This is a genomic window from Streptomyces sp. NPDC054841 (genome assembly GCF_053611045.1).
The window spans coordinates 1-3,501 of the sequence record NZ_JBSGZO010000681.1 but is presented as its reverse complement, the minus strand read 5'-3'; the positions used below and the strand labels follow the sequence as shown (position 1 = coordinate 3,501).

Annotated in this window: 4 protein-coding genes; 1 reads left to right on the top strand and 3 read right to left on the bottom strand. The window is 68.4% G+C overall.

Annotated elements, in window-relative coordinates:
- Positions 1-847 precede the first annotated feature (847 nt).
- Positions 848-1,033: a hypothetical protein gene (locus ACWGI8_RS41670; protein WP_453668663.1), complete on the bottom strand. Its 186-nt coding sequence runs from the start codon at positions 1,031-1,033 to the stop codon at positions 848-850.
- Positions 1,030-1,839 (bottom strand): hypothetical protein, encoded by an 810-nt coding sequence (locus ACWGI8_RS41665; protein WP_453668662.1) that lies wholly within the window; start codon positions 1,837-1,839, stop codon positions 1,030-1,032. The genes ACWGI8_RS41670 and ACWGI8_RS41665 overlap by 4 nt, the downstream gene beginning before the upstream one ends.
- 191 nt (positions 1,840-2,030) lie before the next feature.
- On the opposite strand from ACWGI8_RS41665, the gene ACWGI8_RS41660 reads away from it, so the two are divergent.
- Positions 2,031-3,074: a hypothetical protein gene (locus tag ACWGI8_RS41660; protein WP_453668661.1), complete on the top strand. Its 1,044-nt coding sequence runs from the start codon at positions 2,031-2,033 to the stop codon at positions 3,072-3,074.
- Between the two features lie 160 nt (positions 3,075-3,234).
- Here the strand turns inward: ACWGI8_RS41660 and ACWGI8_RS41655 are convergent.
- The coding region (locus tag ACWGI8_RS41655) for a hypothetical protein (protein ID WP_453668660.1) at positions 3,235-3,501 on the bottom strand (267 nt) is incomplete at its 5' end.

Sequence of the window (3,501 nt, the reverse complement as noted above, 5' to 3'; positions counted from 1 at the left end):
AATACGCCCAGTATGAGGACGACCCTCCGCCTTGCGATGCACCGCATCTGACGCCGCGCGCTGATCCACCGGGGATTACGGGACAGCCCTTAGGCCGCCCGACTCAAGGATTGCCTGGCAAGTTCATCCCGACGTCGCGGCCGCTCTAATCGGCTACCTGCCCGATTGGCCACCTCGGCAGGCGCATCAGCCGGTCGAGGACACCGACGAGGTGGATAGTGTGCCCCGGTGATGGCGCTGTTTGAAATCGGCCACCTGGCGCTCGGGGCGACCCCAAACCTGCTTGATGGATCTCCCCACCCATACGACACCTGACCAGCGGACGACGCCACAATCTGTCGCGTGGGCATGCGCCTATGTTCGCGCGGCCGCAGGTCTGGCCAGGGGCCTTCGCAGAAATCTGTCTTCCAGAAATTGGTGTGTGCGATGTCTTCGTCGAGGCGAACCGCGAGGTGCTTGGTCACGGGCCCTCCGTGGGGACGGATCGGAGCTTCAGGGCTGGTCTCCGGCCGGACCCGGTCGGCGTTGATGAGGATGCAGGCCATCGCGTACTCGGTGCCCCGGCCGGCGGCGGCGAGCGGCTGCTCGATGAGCGGTTCGTCCTCGGGAGCGCTGGGGTGGTCTGGGAAGGGCGTGGTGCGGATGAGCTGCTCCACGTGGGAGAGCAACGCGTGGTCTGCCGGGGTGAGGTCACTGCCTGGGGTGTAGCGCGGGAGGAGATTGGCACGGCGCCATGTGGCTCCCTCGGCGACCGCGCGGGCGATGGTGCCCTCGCGGCGGGATGCGATGGCCCGTGCCGCCCAGGCTCGGGAGGAATGGCTGCGCTAGAGGCGCAGCGTGCGGTCCCTCATGTCGGGGAATTCGTGACCGCCGGAGCAGCGTCGACATGCTCGCGCATCTGGTCGGCGAGGGGGCCGTTGTGCCAGTTGACGTGCCAGATTGCTCCGGTGCCGTAGACGAGCGTGACCTCGACGCCGGTGAGCTGGGAGAGGTGGACTCCCAGCCGGTACGCCTGCCTGCTGCGGTTGCTCACTGCCCGGGCTCCTCGTCGGTGGGCCAGCTCGGGCCGGGGGTGAGGACAGAGGCAGCGAGCTCGCGCTGCTTCCCGGCGCGAGCGCGGTGCTCGTCGGCGATCGTCGGCTCGGCGATCGCCAGTTGCTCGTAGACCTCGGCCTGGGCGGTGTGGGTGTCGGCCCAGCGCTGGCGGGCGGCGGCCTGGCCGTCGGTGCCGGTGGCCTCGAATGCGGCGTTGAACGCCGCGGTGTTCTCCTTCTTCAGCTCGTCCAGCCGGGCGTACAGCAGCCGAGCAGCGACCCGGTGGGCGGCGGCGGTCTGGGCCTCGGCGACACCACGCGTGGGGTCGGTCGACGTGAGCCCGGCTGTGACGGCGTGCTCCTCGTCCGGGTGCAGCTCGGCATACCACTCGTCGATACGGCGGGCGAGGTGGGCGGAGCCGGACTCGGTGGGGTGGCGGCGTTGGTTGACCACCGTCCAGGCTCCGACCGCGGTGCCCCACTTCTCGTGGGCGGACTGCTTGGTCATCCCCGCGGCGTTGCCGATGTCGGTCCAGCTGGCGCCGCGTTCCTTCTCGACGATGACGGCCTTCTCCACCAGGACGTCGGCCAGGTAACGCAGGTGCAGGGCCGCGTTCACGAAGCCGCCGTGCTCACGGTCGAGCGCACGTAGCGCCAGCGGGATGTCACGCAAAGCGTAGGCGGCGAGGCGGCTGAGGGCGTCGGCGTGGGCGACGTACGCCTCGTCGAGCGAAGGCAGAGTCGCCGGTCTCGACTCGGACGTCGTATCGCCCACCCGTGGGGCGGGGCTTTCTTCATGACTCATGTCGTCAGGCTAACCCTGACGTTTGACAGACGGTTCACGGCCGGAGCGACACGTCAGCACTCGACGGCGTTTGTTGGGCTCAGTCCGACGTTCGCCCCGTCCGGGTGGCCGGAACAACCATCAGGACAATTACGCTTGTTCTGTGGCTTGCTGAGCGGGCGTTACGCGCTCGCCGAATTGAGGGGGTCCAGGTGGAAGTAGACGAGAAGAAGGACCGGGCCATCGGCCGTCCGTATGTTCCGCCGGGGCTCCGCTCGGCGGAACCTCCCAAGCTGGACTTCCCGCCGATCCGCAACGGCGTCGACTATCTGGTCAGCGTCATCGACCACCTTGACGAGGCCGAATCCTCGGTCGACCTCCGGGACATCAAGTACGCGGTGCTGCACCTGCAGGCGGCCGCCGAGGTCCTGCTCAAGGCCCGGCTGCAACGCGAGCACTGGAGCCTGGTGTTCAAGGACCCCGGGCAGGCCACGCAGAAGAGGTACCAGGACGCCGACTTCGAAAGCTGCACCACCGACGCCGCGGTGGAGCGGCTGCGCCGTATCGTCGGCATCGCCATCGACGACAAGGACCACCGGGCGCTGAAGGACCTGGCCAAGGACCGCAACGCCCTGCAGCACTACGGGCTGACCCACAACGCCGAAGCGGTCGAGGCACGCGCCGGGACTGTCCTGGACTTCCTGGTCCGCTTCCTCGACGAAGAACTGCTGCCACTGCTCAACGACGAGGAAAGGGACAAGATCCCCCTCGACGACATGGTCCGGGTACGCGAGGGGGTGAACAACATCGCGTCGTACATCCGGCGGCGGATGGACCGGCTCAGCGGCACCCTCAAGGAGCAGGAGAACCGGACCGTCCACTGCGCCGACTGCGACCAGTGGGCCCTGATCCTCACCCCTGAGCGCGGCGAGTGCCTGTTCTGCGGCGCGGGCTGGCCCGACGCTGGAGACATGGCCGTGGAGTACCTGTATGGGCATCCCGACGTGCCAGACATCGCGCTCTGGTGCCCCCAGTGCGAGACCCAGACCCTCGTCGACGGCATCGAGTTCAAGGACACCTCGCCGCACGGGCTGATGTACTGCTTCACCTGCGCAACCCGCTTCGGTCCGACCGAACTTGCCCGGTGCGCCGGATGCAGTCGTCCCTGGCCCGTCGAGGGCAACGACGACGGGACGGCGTCGACCCTGTGCCAGGACTGCCGGTACCAGAACGCCCTGGCGGAGGAGACGGCATGACGGTCCCGGTCCGCACGGAGCGGCCGCGCTGTCCACGGCCGTCGCCGATCCGCGCGACCACTGGCCGCTGCATCCCCGGCGGCTGTACGACTGGGTCGCGGCCTACCGCAAGCGCGCCTACGCGCTGCTGCTTGTCCATACCTGTTGCCTGCGCATCGACTCACTGCTGGTTGCTCGGGTGGAACACCTCGGCTACGACAAGGGCCACCACGTCCTGCGTCACGAGGTAGCTTCCCCATCCAGGGTCCGGGAGCTGTACGGCGAAACCGAGCGCCAGTTCGTCACGGCCGCCCGCCGTTACCTGAACGGTGGCCCGTCCGACCTCAGCTAATCGCCGCTGCTGTCCCCCCGAACGACCCAAGATCAATCTCATCGATAATCGCTGCACCCGCCGTCCCGGGCCGCACGGCGGCGCGGCCGCGTACGG